Source organism: Palleronia sp. (assembly GCF_042089775.1).
Classification (GTDB): domain Bacteria; phylum Pseudomonadota; class Alphaproteobacteria; order Rhodobacterales; family Rhodobacteraceae; genus Palleronia.
Genome location: NZ_JBELKF010000001.1, coordinates 56,216 through 78,634, shown reverse-complemented (window position 1 = coordinate 78,634; position 22,419 = coordinate 56,216). Strand labels below are relative to the sequence as shown.

Genomic DNA, 22,419 nt, shown 5'->3' with positions numbered 1-22,419 from the left:
CGTCTTACGCCCGCTGACTTAACGCTGTCCTAACGCGAGACATTTCTGAGAAGGATGACCTCGAGCCGGTTGTTGCGAACGTCCATCCGGTCGGGAAGGGCCGGGGCTCTGTCGCCGTGGGCCTCCGTACGGACGAGGCGGGCCTCGCCTGTCCAACCCGACGCGAGCCGGACCCGCACTGCCTCGGCCCGCGCAGCCGAGAGCGGCCACGCGTCATGATCGCGTCGGACCACCGCAGTCGAACGAACGTAGCCTTTGACTGCGACGCGGTTGCGAGTCTCGCGGAACACGTCGTCCACCACCGCAAGAAGGTCGCTCAGCAACAGCGTCGGCGTCGCGGTTTCGGGCTCGAACAGAGGTTCGCCTGGTAGATCGAAGAGATCGACGATCAGGCCCTCGTCGGTGATGCGGGTCTTGATATGCTGAAGAAGCTCGTCCTCGACCGTGCTTTCGCCGGATGTAGCGGTAAGCATGGCCTCGACCGCGCTCAGCACCTCCGATTCGGCCTCGTTGTCGGCCAGCCCTAGTGTTCCCTCTGCCGCGATACTCTGCCCGGACAGCATGGACTGCGAGCCACCCGACTCGGTGGATAGCGGAATCGCCGGGCTGAAATAGTCGGCGAGGCCCTGTTTCTGGTCCTCTGTCGTCGCATTCAAAAGCCACATCATCAAAAAGAACGCCATCATTGCCGTGACAAAGTCGGCATAGGCAACCTTCCACGCGCCGCCGTGATGCCCTTCGGCCGAGACGTTCTTCTTTCTCTTGATGATAATCGGCGCCTGCCCTGTCGCGGCCATAACCGTACCCCCTTCGTTCCCCGCGATGACTTTGCGCAAGAACGAGTGAAGACCACGCTAACAATTAGAATCGTGAGGGCGTTTCACACTTTTGCCCAAGTTCGCCCGGAGGGAGCCAATCCCGCACAGCAAAAAGGCCCGGCCGCATCATGCGACCGGGCCTTTTCGGCTTTCAGAGTGCGTTGGTCAGAGCGAGCGCTCGACCTCTTCACGGGTGAAGATCTCGATGACGTCGCCGGGGCGGATGTCATCGTAGTTCTCGAACGCCATACCGCATTCCTGGCCCGAGATGACCTCGTTCACCTCGTCCTTGAACCGCTTGAGCGTCTTCAGCGTGCCTTCGTGGATCACCACGTTGTCGCGCAGCAGACGCACGCCGGCGGCGCGGCGTGCCACACCTTCGGTCACCAGACAGCCCGCCACGTTGCCGACCTTGGTCACGCGGAAGACTTCGCGGATCTCGGCATAGCCGATGAAGGTCTCGCGCACTTCGGCCGACAGCAGGCCCGAGGCCGCCGCCTTCACGTCGTCCACGAGGTCGTAGATCACGCTGTAATAGCGGATCTCGACACCCTTCTGGTTCGCCGTCTGCCGCGCCGAAGCGTTGGCACGGACGTTGAAGCCCATGATCGGCGCGCCCGAGGCTTCGGCCAGGCCGACATCCGTTTCGGTGATCGCGCCGACACCGTAGTGCAGGACGCGGACGCGGACCTCTTCGTTGCCGATCTTCTCCATCGCCTGGACGATCGCCTCGGCCGAACCTTGCACGTCGGCCTTCACTAGGATCGGCAGCTCGGCCACGTTCTCGTCGGCCTTCGCCTTCGCCATCATCTGCTCGAGCGTGGTGGCAGCACCCGCCGCGGCGCGCTTGTCCTTGGCCGCGTTCTGCCGGTACTCGGCAATCTCGCGGGCCTGCGCCTCGGTCTCGACGACGTTCAGAACGTCGCCCGCCTGCGGCGTGCCGTTGAGGCCCAGGACCTCAACCGGAACGGACGGACCGGCCTCGGTCACGCGCTCGCCTTGGTCGTTCTCCATGGCGCGGACCTTGCCCCACTGCTCGCCGACGACGAAGATGTCGCCCGTCCGCAGGGTGCCGCGCTGCACGAGCACGGTGGCCACGGGACCGCGACCCACGTCGAGCTGCGCCTCGATCACCGCGCCTTCGGCGGGACGATCGGGGTTGGCCTTCAGTTCGAGGAACTCGGCCTGCAGCGCAATCGCTTCGAGCAGTTCATCGAGCCCCTTGCCGTTCTTCGCCGACACCTCGACATCCTGCACGTCGCCGGACAGCTTCTCGACGATCACTTCATGCTGAAGCAGATCCGTGCGGACCTTGTCGGGATTTGCGTCGTGCTTGTCGATCTTGTTGATCGCCACGATCATCGGCACCTTGGCAGCCTTGGCGTGATTGATGGCCTCGATCGTCTGCGGCATGACCGCATCGTCCGCGGCCACCACCAGCACCACGATATCCGTCACCTGCGCACCACGGGCGCGCATCGAGGTGAACGCGGCATGGCCCGGCGTATCGAGGAAGGTCAACGTCGTGCCGCTGTCGGACTGCACCTGGTACGCGCCGATATGCTGCGTGATGCCACCGGCCTCGCCCTGGACGACGCGCGCCTTGCGGATCGCATCGAGGATCGAGGTCTTGCCGTGGTCCACGTGACCCATGATCGTGATGATCGGGGCACGGTTCTGCAGATCCTCGGCCTTGTCCTCGGTCTGCTCGATCACCTGCTCCACGTCCGACGCGCTGACGCGCTGTACCTTGTGGCCGAATTCCTCGATCACGAGTTCCGCCGTGTCCTGGTCGATGGTCTGCGTCTGCGTGACCATCATGCCGTTCTGCATCAGCGCCTTGACCACGTCGGCCACGCGCTCGGACATGCGGTTGGCCAGCTCGGAGACGACGATCGCCTCGGGCAGCTGAACCGTGCGGGTGACCTTCTCGCGATCCTGGCTCTGCCCCATGGCCTTGCGGCGGGCCCGCTCCTGCTGGCGCTTCATGGACGCCATCGAGCGCTGCCGGCCACCTTCGCCGCCAGTCAGGGCCTGGTTCACCGTCAGCTTGCCGGACCGGCGCTTGTCACCACCGCCCTTGGCCGGCTTGGCCTGGCGGTCCTTGTCGCGCGTGTCGCGGTCGGTGCGCACCGGCGTCGCCGTCTTCTGGCCGCGCTGCTCGCGGGCCTGGACCTCGGACGGATCGGGCGCGGCGGGCTTGGGTTCGGCGGCCTTTCGCTTGGCCTCATCTTCCTCGCGCAGACGGCGGGCGTCCTCTTCGGCCTTGGCCTTCAGAGCCTCTTCCCGCTCGCGCTCCTCGCGCTCCTTCGCCTCGATTTCGGCCCGGCGACGCTCACGCTCTTCGGCGCGCTGCCGGTCTTCCTCTTCGCGACGCTGGTTTTCCTCGGCCTCACGCGACTTTGCAGCCGCGAGTGCCTTCATCCGGCGCTCGAGCTCGGCATCCGTGATGCCGGCGGGACGCTTCCTGGGGTCGCCGCCGATCGGCTTCGATGCGCCGCCTTCGGATTTCGCCGTCGAGGGCTTCGGCGTGACCACGCGCTTGCGCTTGGTCTCGACCACGACGTTCTTCGTCCGGCCGTGGCTAAAGCTTTGCTTCACCTGTCCGGGCCGGCCAGGGCCGCGCACGCCGAGAGTCTTCTTGCCGTCGTTCTCACTCATCAGGTCTATTCACCTTTCCGGCGTCTTCTCCGCCAACTTCCCGCTTGCGGACGCCTGAAAGCCGCACGGCATCGTCCCTGAAATCTTCAGCGAGTCTGCCTGCGGCAAGCGCCGCGTGTATCACACGTTCCCGACCGAAGGACAAACCCAATTCATCCGCCGTCAGGATATCGAAGAAACTGCCACGGCCACCGGGCCTGTGCAGCTTCGTCTTGCCTCTTTCCGATCCGTCCGAGGCTTGCAGGAGGATCCTGCATTTGTCCTTGTCGAGCCAGTCCTTGACCTTCTCGAACCCTGCCACCGCCTGACCCGCCTTGCGTGCCAGCGCCAGCCGGTCGACCGAGCGGCGGGCAAGCTGCGCCTCGACCTGGTCCACCAGGTCCTCGGGCACCTTCACCTGCCGTTTCGCCCCTCGCGAGAACAGCCGCTTCGCGACCGCCGTCTCGAGCGCGTCGCGCTCGGACGAGACATACATCCCACGCCCCGGCAACTTGGCCGCGACATCGGGATAGACCATGTCCTCCGGCCCCACCACGAAGCGGATGAGCCCCCGCCTGGGGCTCACCTCGCCCGTGACGAGGCACTTGCGCTCGGGTTCGTCCGGCGCGGGTTTCGGCGTGCCGCGGGTCACTTAGGCGGTCGCCTCCTCTTCACCTTCGGCCGCATCTTCGGCCAGTTCGTCCGCGTCGGGCTCAAGCTCGGCGGGGTCGACCCAGCCCAGCTGGATGCGGGCGGTCATCACCAGGTCCTGCGCCTCTTCGAGAGACACGTCGAAGCTCTCGAGGAGTCCGTCGTCCTTCACGCGCTCGCCGTCGACGGTGGTCCAGCCGCCAGCAAGCTCCCAGTCGGCGCAGGTGGCGAAATCTTCCAGCGTCTTCACGCCATCCTTCGCCAACGCCTGGATCATTTGGGGCGTCAGGCCGTCGAATTCAACCAGCGACTCCTCGACGCCAAGCGCACGCGCCTCGTCCAGCGCCTTGCGGTTCTGGGCGTCGATATAGTCGCGGGCACGGGCCTGCAGCTCTTCGGCGGTGTCCTCGTCGACCCCGTCGATGACCGTCAGTTCGTCCAGCTCCACGTAGGCAACCTCTTCGAGATTGGTGAAGCCCTCGGACACCAGGAGCTGCGCAAAGAACTCGTCCAGGTCCAGGGTGTCGACGAACAGCTGGGTGCGCTCCTCGAATTCCTTCTGGCGACGGGCGCTTTCCTCTTCCTCGGTCAGGATGTCGATGTTCAGACCCGTCAGCTGCGAAGCAAGCCGCACGTTCTGGCCGCGCCGGCCGATGGCAAGCGACAGCTGCTCGTCGGGCACCACGACCTCGATGCGCTCGGCGTCCTCGTCGAAGACCACCTTCGACACTTCGGCCGGCTGCAGCGCGTTGACGAGGAAGGTCGGCATGTCCTCGTTCCACGGAATGATGTCGATCTTCTCGCCCTGCAGCTCGTTCACGACGGCCTGCACGCGGCTGCCGCGCATACCGACGCAGGCGCCCACCGGGTCAATGCCGCTGTCATACGAGATGACACCGATCTTGGCGCGCGAGCCCGGGTCCCGGGCGACGGCCTTGATCTCGATGATGCCCTCGTAGATCTCGGGCACTTCCATCTTGAAAAGCTCGGCCATGAACTCGGGCGCGGTCCGCGACAGGAAGATCTGCGGGCCGCGCGGCTCGCGGCGCACGTCCTTGATGTAGACGCGGATGCGGTCGCCGGGGCGATAAAGCTCGCGGCCGATCTTCTCGTTGCGGCGCAACACGCCCTCGCCGGGGTTCAGGTCGACGACGATGTTGCCGTATTCCTCGCGCTTGACGGCGACGTTGATGATCGTGCCGACGCGGTCCTTGAACTCTTCGTACTGCTTGTCGCGCTCGGCCTCGCGGACCTTCTGCAGGATCACCTGCTTGGCCGACTGCGCCGCGATGCGGCCCATCTCGACCGGCGGGACCTCTTCGACGTAGGTGTCGCCGATCTGCGGGTTCGCCATGTACTGCTTGGCGGTCTCGACCGTCATCTCGGCTTGGTAGTTTTCCAGCTCTTCATCCGGAACGACGGTCCGCACGCGGGTAAAGGTCGCCCGGCCGGTCCGGCGATCGATCGACACGCGGATGTCCATCTCGCTGCCGTAGCGCGACTTGGCGGCACGGGCGAGCGACTCCTCCATGGCCTCGACGACAAGGCCGGGGTCGATCTGCTTTTCGCGCGCGACCGCTTCGGCAGTCTGCAGAAGCTCGAGCTGGTTGGCAGAGGTAATGGCCATGATGCCTTAGTCCTTCTGTTCAGGAAGACGCGCGTCGTCTTCGCTGTCGATGATTGTTTCCACTTCGTCGAACTGGGTTTCGTCGATCTCGCCCTTGTCCTTCCGGTTCTTCAGGACGTCGCGGATCAGGTCGTCGGTCAGGACGAGCTTGGCGTCCGACAGCCAGTCGAATTGCAACCCGATGGTCACGGGCTGGCCGTGTTCCTCGATCTCGATCAGGATCTCGCCGTCCTCGACGCCCTGGAGGGTCCCCTTGAAGCGACGGCGGCCGTCGATGGCCTCGTTCGTCTCGATCTTGGCGACGTAGCCGTCCCACATCTCGAAATCCTTGAGCCGCGTCAGCGGCCGGTCGATCCCGGGCGACGACACCTCAAGGTTGTACGCCTCTTCGATGGGGTCCTCGACGTCCAGGTGCGCCGAAACCGCCGTCGAGATGATGGCGCACTCGTCGACTTCGATCCCGCCATCGGGGCGGTCGGCCATGATCTGGACGGTCGGTGTCCTTCCGCCCTGATAGCGGACGCGGACAAGCTCGAATCCCAGATCCTCGATCACGGGCGTCACCACCTCGGCGAGGCGACGGTCGATGCTGGCCTTTGCGATGAGGTCCGACATGACTCTTACGAAACTCCTACAAGATTCCGACGCGATTCTCACGCAGTTCACACGTTGCGTCCGGGCACAAAAAAACGGGCCCGCGGCCCGTTCGTTAAAGTCCGGTGGGGCCGGGTGTGGACCCCGGCGCGCCGCTGTTGAGGGGCACATAAGGCAAGCCGCAGCCGAATGCAAGGATTACCGGCGCTTCAGGCGATCCATCTCGCGCACCAGCGCCGCGCTGATCCCCGGCTCGCTCAGCGCATGACCGGCGCGCGGGACGAAGACCATCTTGGACAGAGGCCACGCCTTGTGCAGAGCGTAGGCCGAGGACGGCGGGCAGATCATGTCGTAACGCCCCTGCACGATGGTGCCGGGCACGTTCTTCAACCGGCCGATCTCGCCGAGGATCTGACCGTCATAGTCGAGAAACCCGCGATTGGTGAAATAGTGGTTCTCGAGCCTCGCGAAAGCGCGGGCATATTCGGCGGGGCTTTCGCCGGCGGGGCCTTCGTTGTCGATCGAGGCGAGGGTGTTTTCCCACCCTGCCCAGGAACGCGCATACCGTATCTCGGTCATCAGATCGCCCGAGAACAACCTGTTGTGGTAGGCGGCGATCAGGTCGTCGCGCTCGCCCTCGGGGATGAGGTCGACGAACTTCGCCCACAGGTCAGGCCAGAACCGCCCGGCGCCACCGGCGTAGAACCAGTCCAGCTCGGCCTGCGTCATCAGGAAGACGCCCCGCAGCATCAGGTGCGCGACCCGCTCGGGGTGCGCCTCGGCATAGATCAGCGCCAGCGTCGCGCCCCACGAGCCGCCGAACACCACCCAGTGCTCGATGCCGAGCGTCCGTCGGATCAGTTCGATATCCGCAACGAGGTGCCAGGTCGTGTTCTCTTCGACCGACGCGTGGGGCCGCGACCGCCCGCACCCGCGCTGGTCGAACAGGATGATGCGGTAGTGGTCGGGATCGAAATAGCGCCGCATGGAAGGCGAGCAGCCGCCCCCCGGTCCACCGTGAAACACCACGACAGGCGCCCCATCGGGATTCCCGCACTGCTCGACATAGATCGAGTGCCCCTCGCCCACGGCCAGCATCCGCTGGTCGAACGGGTCCAATCGCGGGTACAAGTATGACGCCGCGCTTTTTTGCCCTGCTGCATGATCCATGGGCGCTCTATATAGACGCGGCGACGGCCCCTGCGAGGGGCGCGACCCGGAAAATCAGAAGGCGCCGCATGTCCTCCATAGACCGTTCAGAAGTCGACAAGTTTTCCGCAATGGCGGCAGAGTGGTGGGATCCGAACGGAAAGTTCCGGCCGCTCCACCAGATGAACCCGATCCGGCTGGACTACATCACGCGCCAGATCGCCGCGCAGTTCGGCCGCGACCTGCGCGACGACCGCCCGTTCGAGGGCCTGTCCCTGCTCGACATCGGCTGCGGCGGCGGACTGCTGGCCGAGCCGATGACGCGCCTTGGCGCAAAGGTGACCGGGATCGACGCCTCCGAGCGCAACATCCCCGTCGCCCAGGCCCACGCCGAAGAGCAGGAACTGACGATCGTCTATCGCGCCACCACCGCCGAGGCCCTAGCCGAAGAGGGGACGGCTTACGACGTCGTCCTCGCGATGGAGGTGATCGAGCACGTGGCCAACCCACCCGAGTTCATGACGACCTGCGGCGCACTTCTGAAGCCCGGCGGGATCGTCATCTGCTCGACCCTGAACCGCACCGCCAAGAGCTTTGCGTTGGCCATCGTTGGGGCGGAATGGGTGCTACGCTGGTTGCCGCGCGGCACGCATGACTGGAATCGCTTCGTCACGCCGGAAGAGATGAAGCGGATGATGGATAGCGCCGGAATCGCCTGCGTTGACCGTACCGGCATGGTGTTCGACCCGCTCTCCTGGAAGTGGTCCCTCAGCGCGACCGATCTGTCGGTCAATTACGTGGGGACGGCCGTCAAAGACTGAAGTCGCGGTCGTGATACAGGCTGGGGATGCGCTTCCGCGCGGCCGCGACTTGCTCTAGGTCGATATCGATCACCGCCACGCCCGGCTCGATCCTTTGGTCCAGAAGCACCTCGCCCCACGGCGCGACGACCGTGCCGTGCCCGTAGGTTTCGCGCACGCGGCCCTCGCTGGTGGGGTGCCGCCCTGTCTGTGCGGGGGCAAGGACGAAGCACCCGGTTTCGATCGCGCGGGCGCGCAATAACGGCTCCCAATGTGCGGCACCGGTGACAGGCGAGAAAGCCGACGGCACGGTCAGGATAGAGGCCCCCGCCTTGGCGAGCGCCCGGTAAAGGTAGGGAAAGCGAAGGTCATAGCAGATCGACAGACCGACACCGCCAAAGGAAGTCTGCGCCACGACGGCGCGATCGCCGGGCCTGTAGCCGGCGGATTCCCTGTAGGTTTCACTCTCCGAGACATCGACGTCGAACATGTGGATCTTGTCGTAACGCGCCGCGATCTGGCCACCCGGGCCGATCAGGATGGACCGGTTCGCAAATCTCTCTTCGTCGGTTGCCAGCGCGAGCGAACCGATCAGGACCCAGACGCCTTCCCGCTCTGCCTCGTCCCGGAGCGCGGCGAGGGTTGAGTCGTCCTCTTCCCGACGCAGCACTTGGCGCTGCCGTGTGCGGCTGGCCGAGACGCAGTTCGTGACCTCAGGTGTCAGGACAAACGTCGCGCCTTCACGAGCAGCCTCGCCCACGGCGGCCCGGGCGGCGTCGGTGTTCGCCGCAGGGTCGTCCGAGCCCGTCATCTGGACGAGGCCGACCCTCACGCGAGCATCGGGTCGAGCTTGCCGTCGCGCTCCAGCTTGGCGAGGTCGTCGTACCCGCCGACATGGGTATCCCCGATGAAGATTTGCGGCACCGTCCGGCGCCCGTTGGCCCGCTGCGTCATCTTCGCCCGAAGCTCGGGATCGGCCGAGACATCGGTTTCGGCAAAGCTGACGTTCTTGGATGTCAGCAAGCGCTTCGCGGCGTGGCAGTAACCGCAAAGCGGCGTGGTATAGATTTCGACAATCGCCATGGCGTGTCCTTTTTTCTGTGTTGCCACGAATCTAGGTCTCCTTCAGGACCCGTGCCAGTGCGAGGACCCGCACGTCCTGTGCACCCGCGGCGAAAAGGGCCTCCGTCGACGCCGTCAGAGTGGCCCCGGACGTCATAACGTCATCGATCACAATGACGTTGCGCCCGGCGATGACCCTCCGTTGACCGGAATGCGCCGAGATCACGCCGCTCAGCGTCTCGAAGCGTTCCTCCTGGTTCTTCCCGTCCAGAAGCGTTGTGCGTGACGTGCGGACCAGCGCGCGAGGCGCGACTTCGGCCTTGGTCAGCCGCGCGATCCCCCGCGCCAGCAGAGCCGCTTGGTTGTACCGGCGCTTGGCACGGCGGGTCCAGTGGCAGGGCACCGGGACCAGCAGGGGCGCGTCGGGCCAGATCGCCTGCCCCGCATCGGCCATCCAGCGCGCCGCCGGTGCCACGAGGTCCAGCCGATCGCCATGCTTCAGGCGCAAGACCATCGTCCGCGCGGGACCCGCATAGGCAAGTGCCGAGCGGCCCCGCGACCACGGTCGGCCGATCACGAGGCAGTCGTCGCAGCGCAATCCGGCGGCAACGTCCTCGCCCGGCAGCGGGGCGCCGCACAGGTCGCAGATGCACCCCTTCAGGAACTGGGTGTCGCGCCAGCAGGCACCGCAGAGCCCTCCCGCCGCTTCGGTCTCGGCGTCGCAAAAAGCGCAGCCGGGCGGATAGATCGCATCCACCACCGATTGCCACAGACCCATCGCCGCCTTACCTCCGCTTCCATGACCACCGCACCGCCGCAGCTGACCGACCGGGCCGCCCTTGCCCGCAACCGTGCACGAGCGACACAAGACGCCCTGTTCCTGCACGAGATCGCTGCAGAGCAGCTCGAAGATCGCTTGCAAATGGTTAAGCGGAGCTTTCAGGACGTGGCGATCGTCACCAGCCAACCTGATTTCTGGGCCGCGCGCTTTCCTCATGCGACGGTGGTCGGGGACACCCCGACGCTGGATCTGCAACCTGCCACCCACGATCTCGTGCTCCACGCGATGGCGCTGCACTGGGCCGACGACCCCGTGGGGCAGCTTGCCCAGGCGCGTCGGGCGCTCCGGCCGGACGGGCTCGTCCTGTCGGTCTCCTTCGGAGGCAGAACCCTGTCCGAGCTGCGTGCCGTGCTCGCCGAGGCGGAAAGCCGCATCCTTGGCGGGCTCTCCCCCCGCGTCGCCCCGATGCTCGAGATCCGTGATGCAGGGGCGCTGCTGCAACGCGCCGGTCTCGCCCTGCCCGTCGCCGATACCGAGAAGCTGACCGTCAGCTATGCCGATGCGCTCGCGCTGATGCACGAACTACGGCAGATGGGCGAAGCGAATGCACTTGCTGCGCGTGACCGCCGCATCCCGCCTCGTATGCTGTTCGCCGAGGCGGCGCGGCTTTATCACGACCGTTTCCCGAACGCCGACGATCCGACGCGCATTCACACGACGTTCGAGTTCATTCACCTCTCGGGCTGGGCTCCGGACGAAAGCCAGCCGCAACCGCTGCGTCCCGGCTCGGCCACCACCCGGCTGGCGGATGCGCTTGGCACGACCGAGCATCCCGCCCGCGACATTCCGCTCCGGGACCGAGATTGACAGTTTAGAGCAATTCTATATCCCGACGCCACGCGCGGATGTGAGGACCGACACGATGCTCGACACGAAGAACGCCGAAACGATGTTCACCGCCAAGGATGCAGAGCGTCCGGCCCATGCGGGGCCGGATCATCCGAAGATCCCGACCGCCAAGATCGGCGTCCTTCTGGCCAACCTCGGAACACCGGACGGTTACGACTACTGGTCCATGCGCCGCTACCTGAACGAGTTCCTCTCGGACAAGCGGGTGATCGACTACTCGCCCTTCCTGTGGCAGCCGCTGCTTCAGGGCGTGATCCTGACCAAGCGCCCGTTTTCGTCCGGCGCGGCCTACAAGACGATCTGGAACAACGAGGCCGGCGAAAGCCCCTTGATGACGATCACGAAGGCGCAGACGGCCAAGCTGCGCGAGCGGTTGCAGGACCGGTTCGGCGAGGGCGTCCGGGTGGGGTTCTGCATGCGCTACGGCAATCCGTCGACCTTCGCCAAGGTCGAAGAGATGATCCGCGAAGGATGCCAGAAGATCCTGTTCTTCCCGCTCTACCCGCAATACGCGGGCGCGACGACGGCGACCGCCAACGACCAGTTTTTCCGCGCGCTGATGAAGGCCAAGTGGCAGCCGGCCTCGCGCACGGTGCCGCCGTATTTCGACCGGCCCGACTATATCGATGCTCTCGCGCAGTCGGTCGAGCGGGTGTATGGCTCGCTCGAGACCAAGCCGGAGATGCTGGTCTGCTCGTATCACGGTGTGCCGAAGCGCTACCTGATGGAGGGCGATCCCTACCACTGCCAGTGCCAGAAGACGACGCGCCTGCTGAAAGAGCGGCTCGGCTGGGACGACACGCAAATCACCACCACCTTCCAGAGCCGCTTCGGCCCCGAGGAATGGCTGCAGCCGTACACGGTGGAAGAGGTTGCGCACCTGGCCGAGCGGGGCATCAAGAACATCGCCGTTTGTGCACCGGCCTTCTCGGCCGACTGCATCGAGACACTCGAAGAAATCAATGAAGAGATTCGCGAGAGTTTCGAGCACGCGGGCGGCGAGCGGTTCACCTACATTCCCTGCCTGAACGATGACGCGGCGCATATCGATGCGCTCGAGTCGGTCATCGCCGACAATCTCGCCGGGTGGGTCTGATCGTTTCGGACAAGCCGGCACAGAAAAAGGCGGCCGGAAAACCGACCGCCTTTTCCTGAAACGTTGTGCTGCGGATTAGTCCGAAGCAGCCACGGCAGCCACGACGGCCAGCAGCAGCAGCGGGATCACGATACCAGCCGACGAGGACGACGATTCTTCGACGACCACCGCGGGCTGCATCACGGGCTCGACCGGCGCTATGCCACCGGCGAACGCAGAGGTCGAGGCAACGGAAAGAGCAGCGGCGAGAGCGATTTTCTTCATGTCTTTACTCCAGTTAAGCCTGGTGCCTAGAGTTTAGCGAGGCGGCAGCAGGCACCGATAGACTGTACCTCGACTGAGGTTTAAGCACCATCAGTCACATCACGCAAATGCCACTGCCGCGTGAACGGTTCCCGCCAAACCAGAGTCTGTTAAATTAGCAACACCTGCGTACCCGGCGTGGTGAGGCTGAAGAGTTCCGCGATATGCTCGTTGTACAGGCCGATGCACCCGTTCGATGACCGCCGGCCGATCTTGCGCGTATCCTGTGTGCCGTGGATGCGATAATATTGCCAGCTTAGATACAATGCGTGCGTTCCAAGCGGATTGTCAGGGCCCGGCCCAATGAAATCGGGCCACTCGGGGTTCCGCTTCTTCATATCGGGCGTAGGGGCCCAGCTTGGTCCTTCGACCTTGCGGATCACCTCCGTGCGGCCACGCCGGGTCAGGTCGTCGGTCTCGGGCACCGACGTCGGATAGAGCTTGTAGATAGAGCCATCTTCGTTCCAGAAGTGTAGCGCCCGCGAGGAGATGTCGCAGAGAATCGCGCCATTGTTCAGCGTCTCGAAATAGGGCTGCCATTCGAGCGTCCGAAAGCTCGACGCGTTGCGCCGGGTGTCGCCGGAAACGGGCGCCCGAAATTCGGTCGTGTTGGCCTGCTGCGCGATTGCCGGGGCCGACAGGAGGGTGGCCGCGGCCCCGCCCACGAAGGCACGACGGCTGACGCCACTGAAGAACTTGGTGGTCATGGATACCGCCTCAAAACTCGAAAATGGTGCTGGTGTTGTTTTGAGCATGTCATACAGCGCCCGCAGGTTCGGCGCAATTCACGCCGGCGTCAAACCGCCCAAGCGGAATTGCTATGGCAACGGCATGACGCTAAGGGCAGGGCTTGTTTCCACCCGGAGTTCGTCGATGAAGTTCGCCCCATTCGCGACCGCTGCCCTGTGCCTGACCCTCGCTGCCTGTGCCCCGCCGCCGCCGGCGGTTCAACTCGGTCCGGACGGGCGGCCGCTGCCCCAGCTTTACCGCGTGGCGGAGCAGGGCGAGGACGTGGTCCAACTTCGATTCCTCGACGGGGCGAACGCATTGCGGCAGGCGATCGGTGTGGCGCCCTTGTCGCTGAACTCCGAGCTTACGGCAGCGGCCGCGACGCATTCGCGTGACATGAGCGTACAGAACCGGCCGTGGCATTTCGGGTCGGACGGCTCTTCGCCGCTCGATCGGGCCGCGCGTGTAGGCTACAGCGGCCGCGTCCTGGGTGAGAACATCTCGGAGACCTACGAGACCGAGCTCGAGACTCTCGCCGCATGGATGGAAACGCCCGAGACGCGCCAGATCGTGACCGACCCCGTGGCGCGCGACCTCGGCTTCGCCTGGTATCAGGAAGCCAACGGCAAGATCTGGTGGACGATGATCACCGGCACGCGCGAGCAGGCGGCAATCCGGCAGACCGAAGGCGTGATCGTCGCGCCGCCGACCGGCCGCTAACCGGCGACCGCCGCGCTCGGGATGAGCGGCGGCGGCGCAACGGCGCCCGGCGCCGCGGGCGCCGGTTCGACCACAGTCGTGTCGGCCTTGGCAGGGGTAAGTGCGGTCGTGCCGACGACGGGCGCCGCGGCTGGCGCGTTGCGCGCCTGCCTCGCCTGTCGACGGAGGGCCTTCATCTCGGCCTTCATGTGCGCGCGCGAGGGATAGATCGAGATCGGCGTTCCGTTGCGCACCATGGCGTAGATCGTCTCGATCTCTTCGTCGGTCACCGCAACGCAACCGAAGGTCCAGTCCTCCGGCGCGTCCTGCCAGTAGGTCGGCCCCCGCCCGTGGATGAAGATGTCGCCCCCCGGCGTCTTTCCCAGCGACTGCGCCCGCGCCACATCGACCTCGTTGGGATACGAGATGCCGATGGACAGATGGAAGCGGCTGTTCGGATTGCGGCGATTGATGAAGTAGTGGCCCTCGGGGGTACGGCCGTCGCCTTCGATTTCCTTGTGGCCATCGGGTGCGAAGCCGAGGCCGACAGCGTATTCGCGCAGAACCTCGTCGTCATGCATCAGGAACAGCTTGCGCTCGTCCTTGAACAGAATGAGCCGCGTCACCTCGGTTCCTTCGTATGACTGGAACTTGCTGCGTTCGCCACAGGCCGCCAAGGCGGCCAGGGCCGTCAGGATCAGGAGCGCCCGGATCTTCGTCATTGTCTTTGCTCGCCTCTGGGTCTTTTTTGCCCTTTATCGTTTCTGGCTTACTCGGGGAACCGGGCAGACGAACATCACGAAATTGAGAGGCGGAAACGCGCCGTCAAGAGCATTGAAAAGATGCCGCAAGCTCGACATGCGGGGACCAGCGAAACTGGTCCACGACGCGGATCCAGTCCAGCCGGTGACCGCCCGCCAGCAGAATCCCGGCATCGCGGGCAAAGCTGAGCGGGTTGCAGGACACGACCGCCACGCGCGGGACCGACGACTGTGCCAACTCAAGGCTCTGCGCCTCGGCACCCGCGCGGGGCGGGTCGATCACGACGCCATCGAAGCGCGCAAGCTCCGCTGCGGAGAGCGGCTCGCGGAACAGGTCGCGCGTCTCGGTCGTCAGGGGCCGGTGCCCCTTTGCACGACGCGAGGCGGCCTCTGCGGTCTTAAGCAGTGCCGCGTCGCCCTCGACCGCGTGCACCTCGGCCCGGCGGGACAGGGGCAGCGCGAAGGTGCCGCAGCCTGCGAACAGATCGGCCAGCCTTCCCCCCTCGCCCAAGGCTTTGGATACGCAGGCCAGCAACGCCGCCTCGCCGTGCTGCGTGGCCTGCAGAAAGCCCGCCGGCGGCGGTTCGACCTGCGCCCCCGCGATGGACACGGTGGCCGCACGGGCACGCGCCACGAGTTCGCCATTCACCGTCAGCCGCGCCAGATCAGCCTCGGCAGCAAGTGCGGCGAGATCGGTCAGTTCCGCCTGCCCGACATCCGGCCCGCCACTTATCGCAACGTCCAGCCCGTTTCTGCCCGAAACCACGTGAAGCGTGACATCCGCTCGTTTCGCCCCAGCCGCGCCCGCGATCCGCGCGAGCATCGGCAGAGCGCCCTCGATCTCGGGCACGAGCACCTGGCAGCCCGTCGCGTCCACGACATCATGCGAGCGCCGACGGTGGAACCCTATCGCTCCGCCCTTGGCGGACAAAACCGCGCGCCGTCGTGACCGGGCCGGCGATGTCGCAATGCCCAAAATCGGCGCCGGCAGCCCGCGCGCCTCGAGCGCCTGTCGCACCACGCCGACCTTCCAGCGTGCCACGAAGGCCTCATCCGCATGCATCAGATCGCACCCGCCGCAGGCGTCGTAGTTCGGGCAGATCGGCGTCACCCGGTCCGGCGACGGCTCGATCACGGTCGGAGAGGTCACGCGGTCACCCGTCACCTCGCCCTCGACCAGTTCGCCCGGCAACGTGCGCGGCGCAAAGATCGGGCCGGCGGCGATGCCGTCGCCGCGGTGGCCGAGCCGCTCGATCCTTATCTGCATCTACTCGGCCGCCTCGTCATAGCGAATGAAGCCACCCGATTGCCGCTTCCAGTAGCGCGCATAGATGCCGTCCTGCTTGAGCAGGTCGGGATGCGAGCCCTCTTCCACGATCCGGCCGTCCTCGAGCACGATGATCCGGTCCATGTTGGCCAGCGTGGACAGGCGGTGCGCGATAGCCAGCACCGTCTTGCCCTCCATCACGCGGTCCAGCGCCTCCTGGATCGCGGCCTCGACCTCGGAATCCAGCGCCGAGGTCGCCTCGTCCAGCACGAGGATCGGCGCGTCCTTGAGGATCGCGCGGGCCAACGCGATGCGCTGCCGCTGTCCGCCCGACAGCTTCACGCCACGCTCGCCAAGATTGGCATCGTAGCCCTCGCGCCCCTTGTGGTCCTTGAGCTTGAGGATGAAGTCGTGCGCCTCGGCCTTCTTGGCGGCCTCGATCATCTCGGCCTCGGTTGCATTGGGACGGCCATAGAGGATGTTCTCGCGAGCGGAGCGGTTGAACATGGCCGTCTCTTGCGTGACCATCCCGATCCGCTGCCGCAGCTCGGCCTGCGCCACCTCGCGGACGTCCTTGCCGGCCACGCTGATCCGCCCCGCCTCGGCGTCGTAAAGCCGCAGGAGCAGCGCCACCAGCGTCGACTTGCCCGCACCGGACGCGCCGACGACGCCGACCTTCTCGCCCTCGTGCAGGGTCAACGTCACGTCGCGCAGTCCGCCGACATTACGCCCGTAGGTGAAGGTCACGCCGTCAAAGCGCGCCTCGGCACCGGGAGGAAGCGCATCGGCGTCGCCGGGATCGGTCAGCTGGTGCGGCGGGGTCAGGGTGTTCATCCCGTCCTCGACCTCGCCCACATTGGCGTACATCCCCATCAGCGTGAAACTGACCCAGCCCGTCATCTGCGCGATCCGGATCGAAATCGCGCCCGCCGCGGTGATGTCGCCCGCCGTCGCCGCGTCCAGCGTCCAGAGCCATAGCGTTCCCCCGATCAGCAGGACCGGCAGGACGCCGGCCAGCGTCATCAGCGCAAAGCGGAACCCGGCCGACAGGACCCCGAAATCCACCACCTTCTCGCGGAAGGTCGAGATCGCGTCATGCGCCGCCCGGTCCTCGTGATCGTCATGGGCGAAGAGCTTGACCGTCTTGATGTTGGTGATCGTGTCCACGACCTGTCCCGACACCATCGCCCGCGTCGCGGCGCGCGCTTTCGAGCGGACGCGGATACGGGGCATGAACCAGCGAACCGTGCCCAGGTACACCACCAGCCAGACGGCCAGGCCCACGGCCATCCAGCCGCTGATCGTGCCCATCAGAAGGGCCGCGCCGATGACCGAGGCAAGCGCGAAGCAGACGACGTTGATGAATTCGGACGCGACCTCGGTGATCGCGCGCGAGGTCTGCATCTGCTTTTGGGCGATGCGACCGGCGAAGTCGTCGTCGAAGAACGTGACCGCCTGTCCCAGCGTCCAGCGGTTGAGCCGCATCAGGACCATCGGGTTCACGTTCGGCGCCACCATGATCGCGTTCGACGCCGACGACAGCCCGAACATGATCGGCCTGAAGATCAGGAAGAATGCCAGCGACCCGATCAGAAGCGGCGCGTTCTCCGCAAAGTAGCCGCCCACCGCGTCCGCGCCGGCCGCCGAATCCACGACCCATCCGAGGATCAGCGCGGTGAAGACCTCGGCCGTGCCCGCAAGCGCCGAGAGGGCACCCGCCACGATCATCCAGGGCCATGCGCCTGACAGTGCCCAGAGAAAGAACTTGCCCAGCTGGCGCGGGGGTGCCCCGTCGGCGGGGCGGAAGGCGTCGATGACGTTTGCGATGGAACGAATCATTCGGCCGCCTCCAGATCAAGAAACCCGCCCGATTGACGCGCCCAGAGACGTGCGTAGAGCCCGTCGCGCGCGACGAGGTCGTCATGCGCCCCTTCTTCGACGATATGGCCCTCGTCGATCACCACGATGCGGTCCATCCGGGCGATCGTCGACAGCCGGTGCGCGATGGCGATCACCGTCTTGCCCTCCATTACGCCATAGAGCGTCTCCTGGATTGCACTCTCGACCTCGGAATCCAGCGCCGATGTCGCCTCGTCCAGCACGAGGATCGGGGCGTTCTTCAGGATCACCCGGGCGAGCGTGATCCTCTGCCTCTGTCCGCCCGACAGCTTCACGCCGCGCTCGCCCACATGCGCGTCATAGCCCTTGCGGCCTTCACCATCGGCAAGGCCCAGGATGAACTCGTGTGCCTCGGCCCGGCGAGCCGCCTCGATCACCTCGCCCTCACTGGCCTCGGGTCGGCCATACAGGATGTTGTCGCGAACCGAGCGGTGCATCAGCGCGCTATCCTGGCTGACCATGCCGATCTGGCGACGCAGGCTCGACTGCGTCACGGTCGAAATATCCTGCCCGTCGATCAGGATCTGCCCCCGCTCGGCGTCGTAGAACCGGAGCAGCAACTTGACGAGCGTGGACTTCCCCGCGCCCGAGCGACCCACCAGCCCGACCTTCTCTCCCGGGTGGATGATAAGGTTCAGGTGGTCGAGGCCGCCCTCCTTGCGCCCGTAATGATGGCTCACGTCGTCGAACCGGATTTTCCCGCGATCGAACGTCAGCGCGCGCGCATCCCGGCGGTCGGTCAAGACGATCGGCTGGGCGATCGTCTCCATCCCCTCGGCGACGACGCCGAGGTTGCGGAAGAACGAGCTGACGGCCCACATGACCCAGCCGGTCATGCCCGACAGGCGGATCACCAGGGCACTCGCCGTCGCGACGACGCCGACGGTCGCCGCACCGGAATACCACAGCGCAATAGCCCAGCCGACGACGCCTACCGTCAGCACACCGTTCAGCACCGTCAGCGTCACGTCCATCAACGTGAAGAGGCGCATCTCGACCTGGAACTTCGAGCGCGCGTGCTCGATCGCCTCGCGGCCGTATTCGAGTTCCTGGTCGTGATGTGCGAAGAGCTTCACCGAATGGATGTTCGTGTAGCTGTCGACGACGCGTCCCGTCACGAGGCTGCGCGCATCCGCGGCCGCTTGGCTGGCCGGGCCGACACGCCGGATGACCCAGCGGATCAGGCCGCCGTAAAGCACGCCCCAGATCACCAGCGGGATGACCAGCCGCGGGTCCGCATCGGACAGCAGGATCGCCGCGCCCACCACGTAGCTGACGGCGTAGGTCATCGCGTCGAAGACCTGGAACACGGCCTCTCCGGCCGCGGGGGGCGCCTGCATGATGCGGTTGGCGATGCGGCCGGCGAAGTCGTTCTCGAACCAGCCGACCGACTGGCGCATCACGTGGGAATGGGCGCGCCAGCGGAACATGGTGCCGTAATTCGGCAGGATCGCGTTGTTCAGAAGCAGCACGTTCAGCGACTGGACTGCCGGGCGCACGAACAGGATCGCGAGCGCCACCAGGCTCAGTTCCGTGCCGTGGTCGGCCCAGGTTTGCTCGGGCGTGCCATCCGACAGCAGGTTCACCACTCGGCCAAGATAGGCGATCAGCAGGATCTCGATCGCGGCGACGGCCACCGAGGTGACGCCGGCCCAGGCGAAGATCGCGAAGAAGGGGCGTGAGTAGTCATGCAGGAACGGCCAAAGGCGACGCGGTGGCGCGTCGTTGTCCGAGTGGTGGGCATAGGGGTCCACCAGGTTTTCGAAGAAACGGAACATGAAAGCCTTCCGGGGTGCCCCGCTGACATAGGGACCGGCGCCGAAAAGGAAAAGCGCGGCCGGTCAGTCGAGCAGATCCTCGCGCGACAAGGTGAAGCCCGACGCGATCCAGCGTTGTTCGAGCACCTCAAGCTGACAGCCGATCTCGGGACCCTCGAACCGACCTTTCAGGTCCGCACCCCGCACCGGGAAGATCGCCTCTGCCCCGAGGTCGAGCTTTTCGTTCATATCGGCAGGCAACGGTGCCGAGAAGTGTGCGGCGCGCAAAAGAGCGATGTCTTGCGCCTGGTCCCGTCCGTGACGCCAGGCAAGCTCGGCCAGGCCAGATTCGTCACCAATCCCGCTTTGCAGACGTGCAAGCCGGGCGCTCTGCTTCTTCGATAGGCGCAGGCGGTCAGCCACGTCCTCTCCGCCAACGGCCGCGAGGCGCCGCAGCGCATCTGGGGCAACGCTGACAAGCTCTTCAAGGTGAACGAGCGGCGCAACCATGGCGGTCGAAGCCCCCGGCAAGACGCGGCCAAGGATACCCGCATGTTCCATCGCGGCGGCTGACGGCGCAGGGTCGGCGGCGCCAAGCAGCTTCAGCATCTCCTTCCCGATCCGCTCCGCCGAAAGGCGTTCGATCCCCTCCGCCAGATCGGCGCAGGCCGCGAGGGCCTCGGCGTCGATGCCTTCGGCAGGATCGCCGTACCAGGCGTGGAAGCGGAAATAGCGAAGGATCCGCAGGTAATCCTCGACGATGCGCGCACCGGGATCACCGACGAAACGCACGCGCCGGGCCCGCAGGTCGGGCAGACCGCCCAATGGGTCGACGACCGTGCCGTCCGCCTCGGCATAAAGCGCATTCATCGTGAAATCCCGCCGCGCCGCATCCTCGGCCACGTCGGTCGAGAAGGCGACCGTGGCGTGGCGCCCGTCGGTTTCGATGTCACGGCGGAACGTCGTTACCTCCAGCGGCCGACCCTCGGCGATCACGGTGATTGTCCCGTGCTTGATCCCCGTGGGGACGACCTTGAAGCCGACAGCCTCGGCGATTTCGACAGTGCATTCGGGCGCGGCATCGGTGGCGATGTCGATGTCATCCACCGGAGCGCCAAGGGCCGCATTCCGCACGCAGCCCCCGACGAACAGCCCGCGATGTCCGGCCTCGGACAGGGCGGCAAGGAACCGCTGCACACCGGCGTCTCGGCGCCAGGGACCGTCAATCCTCATGCCATCCGCTCCGCCAGGCCGCGCAGGATCCGTGCGGTCGCGCCCCAGATATAATAGGGGCCGAAGGGGACGGCGTAGTACCGGCGCAGTTCGCCACGCCACAGGCGGTCCTGCACCGTGTAATTCGAGGCTACGGAAAGGTGCGACAGCGGCACATCGAAGATTTCGGCCACCTCTCCGGCTTCGGGGCGCAGCTCCGGGGTGCCGTGGATCAACGCGATCACGGGCGTCATGCGATAGCCGGTGACGGTGACATGGGACGGAAGTGTGCCCAGAACCTCGGCCGCGTCGTATGGCAACGCGATCTCCTCGTGCGCCTCGCGCAGGGCAGCGGCCGTGGCGTCGGCATCCAAGGCGTCGACCTTGCCGCCCGGGAACGCGATCTGCCCGGGATGCTGGCTGAGGTGACTTGCGCGCTTGGTCAGGATGACCCGGCCGTCCGTACGGACCGGGACGAGAACGCCGGCCTCGCGCAGCGTCGGGCGTTTGCACGGGAAGCCGGAGGACAGGTCGAAGTCAGACGAGGGTGCGGATGTCCGCGCCAATGCCGACCTCAACCTGTCGCGCAATTCACTCACCGTCGCTCGGCGCCTCTTCGGCCTCGAACCCGAGCGTCTTGGGATCGAAAACGTAATGCGCGCCGCAGAACTGGCAGTCCGCGGTCACCGTGCCCTCTTCCGTCGTCATGTGCGCGAGGTCGCGCTGCGAGTAGATCGACAGCGATTGCCGGACCCGGTCGGACGAGCATGTGCACCCGAAGCGGACGGGCTGGGCGTCGAATACGCGCGGCGCCTCTTCGTGGAACAGGCGCACCAGAAGCTCGGTCGGGGCGACGCGGGGACCGACGAGCTCGGTCTCTTCCACGGTGTCGAGCAGGGTGTTCGCGCGGGTCCAGTTCTCGGCCTCGTCGCCGTCGAGAATGTCGTCGGCATTCATCAGTCCGTCTTTGCCGCTGGCGTCGGCATCGGCGCGGAGGGGTGAGGCTGCCGGCATGTGCTGCAGCATGATGCCGCCCCCACGCCAGTGCACGCCCTGCCCCGGCTCCTGCGACTGGCCGAAGGTCAGCGCGAAGCGGGTAGGCAGTTGCTCGGATTGGGCGAAATACGTCTCGGCGCAAGCCGACAGCGAACCACCGGCGATAGGCGTGATACCCGAATACGGCTTCATCCCGTCGCCCTGGTCCAAGAGCAGCGCAAAGTAGCCCTTGCCGATCTGGTCGAAGGCGTCCCCGCCGGTCTTCAGGCGGTCGTCGTCATAGCTCGCATAGGCGCGGATGCGGGCGGGGCTGCCGTCCTCGCCGGGCGCGTAGTAGTCGGTCGCGATCAGGCGCACCGGGCCGTCGCCGCGAACCTGCAGCGACAGCTTCCACCGCAACTTGATCGTCTGGCCGATGAGCGCGGTCAGCATGACGGCCTCGGAGACCAGCGCCTCGATCTCGGGCGGGTATGTGTGCTGGCGCAGGACCTCGCCGAGAACACCGTCAAGCCGCGCGACGCGGCCGCGGATATCCGAGCGGTCCAGCTGGAAAGGCAGGACGGTGTCGTCCCAGGCGATGGTTTGTCCCAGGGTCATGGCTTCCTCGGTTGAGCGGATTGTCGCTTTACTGGCCCCATATAGGTAAGGTGACGCGCGCGTGAACCCCGG

General features: G+C 65.9%; 22 protein-coding genes. 4 read left to right on the top strand and 18 right to left on the bottom strand.

Translation table 11 applies throughout. From position 1 onward, the window contains the following. Positions 1 to 29: 29 nt before the first annotated feature. From ACFDS3_RS00380 to pip, 6 genes are all read right to left on the bottom strand, one after another. Positions 30 to 797: a flagellar motor protein MotB gene (locus ACFDS3_RS00380; RefSeq protein ID WP_375260342.1), complete on the bottom strand. Its 768-nt coding sequence runs from the start codon at positions 795 to 797 to the stop codon at positions 30 to 32. 186 nt (positions 798 to 983) lie between these two features. Continuing rightward, positions 984 to 3,479, bottom strand: a complete 2,496-nt coding sequence (gene infB, locus ACFDS3_RS00375) for a translation initiation factor IF-2 (protein WP_375260341.1) — start codon at positions 3,477 to 3,479, stop codon at positions 984 to 986. Further along, the gene (locus ACFDS3_RS00370) at positions 3,472 to 4,110 is read right to left on the bottom strand and encodes an RNA-binding protein (RefSeq protein ID WP_375260340.1); all 639 of its coding nucleotides are present in this window, start codon (positions 4,108 to 4,110) and stop codon (positions 3,472 to 3,474) included. Before ACFDS3_RS00370 ends, infB begins: the two co-directional genes overlap by 8 nt. Beyond that, a complete protein-coding gene (gene nusA / locus ACFDS3_RS00365) occupies positions 4,111 to 5,736 on the bottom strand; it encodes a transcription termination factor NusA (RefSeq protein ID WP_375260339.1) in 1,626 nt (541 codons plus the stop codon). It abuts the gene before it with no gap. A 6-nt stretch (positions 5,737 to 5,742) separates the two neighbouring features. Continuing rightward, positions 5,743 to 6,351, bottom strand: coding sequence for a ribosome maturation factor RimP (rimP, locus tag ACFDS3_RS00360; RefSeq protein ID WP_375260338.1), 609 nt, complete (start codon positions 6,349 to 6,351; stop codon positions 5,743 to 5,745). 177 nt (positions 6,352 to 6,528) lie between these two features. Beyond that, positions 6,529 to 7,500: a prolyl aminopeptidase gene (pip, locus tag ACFDS3_RS00355; protein WP_375260337.1), complete on the bottom strand. Its 972-nt coding sequence runs from the start codon at positions 7,498 to 7,500 to the stop codon at positions 6,529 to 6,531. A 68-nt stretch (positions 7,501 to 7,568) separates the two neighbouring features. Here pip and ubiG point away from each other — a divergent pair, with 68 nt between their 5' ends. After that, positions 7,569 to 8,300, top strand: a complete 732-nt coding sequence (gene ubiG / locus ACFDS3_RS00350) for a bifunctional 2-polyprenyl-6-hydroxyphenol methylase/3-demethylubiquinol 3-O-methyltransferase UbiG (protein WP_375260336.1) — start codon at positions 7,569 to 7,571, stop codon at positions 8,298 to 8,300. On the opposite strand, the gene ACFDS3_RS00345 is transcribed toward ubiG, so the two are convergent. Genes ACFDS3_RS00345 through ACFDS3_RS00335 form a run of 3 tightly spaced genes read right to left on the bottom strand, consistent with a single transcriptional unit; the run spans position 8,290 to position 10,119 of the window. Then, a complete protein-coding gene (locus ACFDS3_RS00345) occupies positions 8,290 to 9,111 on the bottom strand; it encodes a carbon-nitrogen hydrolase family protein (protein WP_375260335.1) in 822 nt (273 codons plus the stop codon). The genes ubiG and ACFDS3_RS00345 overlap by 11 nt on opposite strands. After that, positions 9,108 to 9,362 (bottom strand): glutaredoxin 3, encoded by a 255-nt coding sequence (gene grxC / locus ACFDS3_RS00340; protein WP_375260334.1) that lies wholly within the window; start codon positions 9,360 to 9,362, stop codon positions 9,108 to 9,110. The genes ACFDS3_RS00345 and grxC overlap by 4 nt, the downstream gene beginning before the upstream one ends. 31 nt (positions 9,363 to 9,393) lie before the next feature. Continuing rightward, a complete protein-coding gene (locus tag ACFDS3_RS00335; protein ID WP_375260333.1) occupies positions 9,394 to 10,119 on the bottom strand; it encodes a double zinc ribbon domain-containing protein in 726 nt (241 codons plus the stop codon). A 21-nt stretch (positions 10,120 to 10,140) separates the two neighbouring features. Here ACFDS3_RS00335 and ACFDS3_RS00330 point away from each other — a divergent pair, with 21 nt between their 5' ends. Together ACFDS3_RS00330 and hemH are read left to right on the top strand one after the other, a co-directional pair. Continuing rightward, positions 10,141 to 10,989 carry a methyltransferase domain-containing protein gene (locus tag ACFDS3_RS00330; RefSeq protein WP_375260332.1) on the top strand — a complete coding sequence of 283 codons (849 nt, stop codon included), beginning with the start codon at positions 10,141 to 10,143 and terminating at the stop codon, positions 10,987 to 10,989. Between the two features lie 55 nt (positions 10,990 to 11,044). Next, a complete protein-coding gene (gene hemH, locus ACFDS3_RS00325) occupies positions 11,045 to 12,127 on the top strand; it encodes a ferrochelatase (RefSeq protein ID WP_375260331.1) in 1,083 nt (360 codons plus the stop codon). A gap of 75 nt (positions 12,128 to 12,202) precedes the next feature. Here the strand turns inward: hemH and ACFDS3_RS00320 are convergent, their stop codons facing one another. After that, positions 12,203 to 12,391: a hypothetical protein gene (locus tag ACFDS3_RS00320; protein WP_375260330.1), complete on the bottom strand. Its 189-nt coding sequence runs from the start codon at positions 12,389 to 12,391 to the stop codon at positions 12,203 to 12,205. 149 nt (positions 12,392 to 12,540) lie between these two features. Next, the gene (locus tag ACFDS3_RS00315) at positions 12,541 to 13,137 is read right to left on the bottom strand and encodes a L,D-transpeptidase (protein WP_375260329.1); all 597 of its coding nucleotides are present in this window, start codon (positions 13,135 to 13,137) and stop codon (positions 12,541 to 12,543) included. Between the two features lie 166 nt (positions 13,138 to 13,303). On the opposite strand from ACFDS3_RS00315, the gene ACFDS3_RS00310 reads away from it, so the two are divergent. Continuing rightward, on the top strand, positions 13,304 to 13,879 hold the full coding sequence (locus tag ACFDS3_RS00310; protein ID WP_375260328.1) for a CAP domain-containing protein: 576 nt from the start codon (positions 13,304 to 13,306) through the stop codon (positions 13,877 to 13,879). On the opposite strand, the gene ACFDS3_RS00305 is transcribed toward ACFDS3_RS00310, so the two are convergent. From ACFDS3_RS00305 to ACFDS3_RS00275, 7 genes are all read right to left on the bottom strand, one after another. After that, on the bottom strand, positions 13,876 to 14,580 hold the full coding sequence (locus tag ACFDS3_RS00305) for a murein L,D-transpeptidase family protein (RefSeq protein ID WP_375260327.1): 705 nt from the start codon (positions 14,578 to 14,580) through the stop codon (positions 13,876 to 13,878). The two genes, ACFDS3_RS00310 and ACFDS3_RS00305, sit on opposite strands and share 4 nt — an antisense overlap. Before the next feature lie 103 nt (positions 14,581 to 14,683). After that, the gene (locus ACFDS3_RS00300) at positions 14,684 to 15,886 is read right to left on the bottom strand and encodes a class I SAM-dependent RNA methyltransferase (protein ID WP_375260326.1); all 1,203 of its coding nucleotides are present in this window, start codon (positions 15,884 to 15,886) and stop codon (positions 14,684 to 14,686) included. After that, complete coding sequence (locus ACFDS3_RS00295; RefSeq protein ID WP_375260325.1) at positions 15,887 to 17,725, bottom strand: ABC transporter ATP-binding protein; 1,839 nt, start codon at positions 17,723 to 17,725, stop codon at positions 15,887 to 15,889. Then, positions 17,722 to 19,563 carry an ABC transporter ATP-binding protein gene (locus tag ACFDS3_RS00290; RefSeq protein WP_375260324.1) on the bottom strand — a complete coding sequence of 614 codons (1,842 nt, stop codon included), beginning with the start codon at positions 19,561 to 19,563 and terminating at the stop codon, positions 17,722 to 17,724. Before ACFDS3_RS00290 ends, ACFDS3_RS00295 begins: the two co-directional genes overlap by 4 nt. A 63-nt stretch (positions 19,564 to 19,626) precedes the next feature. Further along, positions 19,627 to 20,775, bottom strand: coding sequence for a CCA tRNA nucleotidyltransferase (locus ACFDS3_RS00285; RefSeq protein WP_375260323.1), 1,149 nt, complete (start codon positions 20,773 to 20,775; stop codon positions 19,627 to 19,629). Beyond that, positions 20,772 to 21,320 carry a CoA pyrophosphatase gene (locus ACFDS3_RS00280; protein ID WP_375260322.1) on the bottom strand — a complete coding sequence of 183 codons (549 nt, stop codon included), beginning with the start codon at positions 21,318 to 21,320 and terminating at the stop codon, positions 20,772 to 20,774. Before ACFDS3_RS00280 ends, ACFDS3_RS00285 begins: the two co-directional genes overlap by 4 nt. A 25-nt stretch (positions 21,321 to 21,345) precedes the next feature. Then, positions 21,346 to 22,347: an Hsp33 family molecular chaperone HslO gene (locus tag ACFDS3_RS00275; RefSeq protein ID WP_375260321.1), complete on the bottom strand. Its 1,002-nt coding sequence runs from the start codon at positions 22,345 to 22,347 to the stop codon at positions 21,346 to 21,348. Between the last annotated feature and the right edge of the window lie 72 nt (positions 22,348 to 22,419).